Origin of the sequence: Streptomyces katrae (assembly GCF_000966975.1) — a bacterium.
GTDB lineage: Bacteria > Actinomycetota > Actinomycetes > Streptomycetales > Streptomycetaceae > Streptomyces > Streptomyces katrae.
This window is the reverse complement of record NZ_JZWV01000884.1, coordinates 1-3,410: the sequence shown is the minus strand read 5'-3', so window position 1 is coordinate 3,410 and position 3,410 is coordinate 1. Positions and strand designations below refer to the sequence as shown.

The 3,410-nt window shown below is 70.1% G+C and carries 2 protein-coding genes; both read right to left on the bottom strand.

Features of this window, described 5'->3' with window-relative positions:
- Window positions 1–9 precede the first annotated feature (9 nt).
- Window positions 10–2,019, bottom strand: coding sequence for an aminodeoxychorismate synthase component I (gene pabB, locus VR44_RS28820; RefSeq protein ID WP_245692396.1), 2,010 nt, complete (start codon window positions 2,017–2,019; stop codon window positions 10–12).
- Between the two features lie 408 nt (window positions 2,020–2,427).
- Window positions 2,428–3,410: adenosylmethionine--8-amino-7-oxononanoate transaminase (gene bioA / locus VR44_RS28815; protein WP_045950547.1), on the bottom strand; the 983-nt coding region annotated here is incomplete at its 5' end.

The window sequence follows — 3,410 nt, the reverse complement described above, 5'->3', positions numbered from 1 at the left end:
CCACCGTACTCATCCCTGATACCTCGCAGCCGTTCCCGTGGTGGCCTCGCGCAGCTCCTCGACGCCGAGGACCCGCAGCAGCGCACGGGCCTTCAGCCGCGTCTCCTGGAACTCCTCCTCGCCGTCCGAGAGCACGATGAGCGCCCCGCCCACGCCGATGCGCACGCGGTTGCCCTCCCAGACGATGGTGCGGATGACGATGGACTGGTCCGCCGCCCCGTCGAAACCGAAGTACCCGAGGCTGCCGGAGTACACGCCGCGCTCCTCCGGCTCCAGCTCGTCAAGGAGCTCCACCGTCCGCTTCTTCGGCGCGCCGGTCATCGACCCGCCGGGAAAGAGCGCCTCCACGCAGTCGACCGCGCCGCGGTCGGCGCGCAGCCGCCCCCGCACCGTGGTGACCAGCTGGTGCACGGTGGCGTACGACTCCGCGGCCATCAGCTTGGGCACGTGCACCGTTCCGGTGTCGCAGACCTGGCCGAGGTCGTTGCGGAGCAGGTCCGCGATCATCAGGTTCTCGCTGCGGATCTTGCGGTCCGTCTCCAGCGCCCTGCGGGCCGCCTCGTCGGCCACCGGATCGGCGTGCCGGGGAGCGGTCCCCTTGATCGGCTTGGCCTCCACCTCGCCGTTGCCGGCCACCGTGACGAACCGCTCCGGCGAGGAGCTCAGGATCGAGCGCTCGCCCAGCCGGACGTACGCGGCGTAGGGCGCCGGGTTGGTCGCCCGCAGCCGCAGGTAGGTGTCCAGCGGGTCGGCCTCGCTGGTGCCGCTGATCTGGTACGTGTAGCAGGCCTCGTACGAGTCGCCGTCGCGCAGCCACTGCTGGACGGTGTCGAAGTGCTCCAGGTACGTCTTGCGGTCGACGCCGGGTGCCAGTACGGCGGGTGCGACCTCGCGCCGGGGCCGCGGCACCAGAGGGCGCCGTGCCAGCGTGCGCACCTCCTCGCACCAGGAGTCGTGCTCCTCCGCGGAGAGCCCCACCGTGATCAGGTAGCGCCGGCCGGTCTCGTGGTCGTAGGCCGCGTAGCGGTCGACGCGGAGCAGCTCCGCGTCCGGCCGTTCACCGCTGCCCGCACGGCCGATGCCGACGCTCCCCTTGACGCCGTAGCCGAGATAGCCGAGGTAGCCGCCGGCGAACGGCACGGGCGAGGCGCCGGCCGGCACGGGGGTGGCCGCGAGACCGGACCTCAGGTGCTCGAAGACGGTGCCGGGGGCGCGCTCCACGCTCTCGTGGGTCTCGCGTTCGACGAGGTTCGCCCCCGCGTACGCCCGGATCACCTCCATGCCCTCTCCGGCACACGAGCCGAGGTAGCTGTAGCGGCCCATCCCGTACGCCGTGCGCGAGCTGTCGAGCCAGAAGCCGTACGGGCTGTCGGCGAAGGCGCGCAGGAACAGGCCCTCGGCGTCCAGGTCGACGTCCAGTTCGCTCCAGCGGAGCGCGGGCGCGATGCCCAGGAAGTTGGCGATGATCTCCTCGCCGTACTCGCTGTCCACCGACTCGGGGTGGAACTGCACGCCGTGCAGCGGGCGTTCGCGGTGCTGGAGGCCCATCAGCAGGCCGCCCTCGGACCAGGCGGTCGCGACGAGGTCCGCCGGCAGCGGTTCGGTGACGGCGAGGGAGTGGTAGCGCACCGCGCGGAAGCCCTGCGGGATGCCGGCGAAGACACCGGTGCCGGTGTGGGTGATCGCGCTCGTCTGGCCGTGCACGACCTCCGGTGCGTGCAGGACCTCGCCGCCGAAGGCGAGTGCGAGGCCCTGATGGCCGAGGCACACGCCGAGGACGGGCACGGTGGACTGTTCGAGCAGGGCCCGGCAGAGCCCGAAGTCCTCTTCCCTGGCCGCGGTGCCCGGGCCGGGGGAGATCACGACGTGGGTGAAGTCCTGTCGCAGCAGTTCGTCCGCCGTCGCCTCGTCGTTGCGCACGACGACGGGAGGCACGCCTGCCACCTTCCATATCAGCTGGAAGAGATTCCATGTGTAGGAGTCATAGTTGTCAACGAGAAGGATCCGCAGGTCTATCACGATGTGGTCGAGCTCCTTGACGGCCGGAACGTGCCTTTTGGGCCCAGTGATCCGGCTGACCGACTTTTCTATCGGTGTTGATTCATGGGTGAATCGATTGCTCTGAAAATTGAGCACACGCCGGCATGCTCAAAGGAGAGGTGCGCATGGCGAAGCGGGTGGAAGTGACATGGTAAAGCCCCCGTAATAGCTGTCACTGCTGGGATCTTCTCGGCTGCGCGGAATGGTCGTGAGGTCGATGCGACGGTGCCGGAAGGTCGTTCCAGCGTTCGATGCTAGTCATGCCGGGCTGAATATGCACCCTTGTGTGACTCAACCCACTGCAACCTGCGGTAGCACCCGGAGTCGTGACACGAGTCAGCCGCCGGGACGTCAGAATGCGAGGTCACAGGCCGTACTGATGAACCGTCAGCCCGCCTCGGCGGCCGCCAGGACCCCGCGCGCGATCCTGGCCAGGTCCTCGTCCCCGGTGACGAACGGAGGCATGGAGTAGACCATGTCGCGGTAGGGGCGCAGCCACACCCCCGCGCGCATCGCCGCGCGGGAGGCGGCTGCCACGTCCACGTCGTGGTCGAGCTGGACCACACCGATGGCGCCGAGCACCCGGACGTCGAGTACGCCGGGCAGCGCGCGGGCCGGTTCCAGGGCCGCCGTCAGCCGCGTCTCGATCCGCTTGACCTGAGTGCGCCAGTCGTTGCGGACCAGCAGCTCGAGCGAGGCGTTGGCCACCGCGGCGGCCAGCGGGTTGCCCATGAAGGTCGGGCCGTGCGCCAGGACGGGAGGTTCGCCGCGGGAGATGCCGTCGGCGATCCGGGCCGTGCACAAGGTGGCCGCCATCGACAGGTAGCCGCCGGTCAGGGACTTGCCCAGGCACATCACGTCCGGGGAGACGCGGGCGTGGTCGGCGGCGAACAGTTCGCCGGTGCGGCCGAATCCCGTCGCCACCTCGTCGAAGATGAGCAGCACGTCGTGGGCGTCGGCGATCTCGCGCAGCAGCCTCAGGTAGCCGGGGGAGTGGAAGCGCATCCCGCCCGTCCCCTGGACCACCGGTTCCACGATGACGGCGGCCAGTTCGTGGGCGTGCCGCTCGACGAGATCGGCCAGGTGGCGTGCGTACGCCTCGTCCACGCCGGCGTCGAAGCCGGCCGGCGGCCGGTCCGCGAACACCTGGTCCGGCAGCAGACCCGTCCAGGCGCTGTGCATTCCGCCGTCCGGGTCGCACACGGCCATCGTCTGGAAGGTGTCGCCGTGGTAGCCGCCCCGCCAGGTCAGCAGCCGGCGCTTTTCCGGACGGCCGAGGGAACGCCAGTACTGCAGGCACATCTTGACCGCGACCTCGACCGCCACCGAGCCGGAGTCGGACAGGAACACGTGCCGGAGCGGGTCGGGGG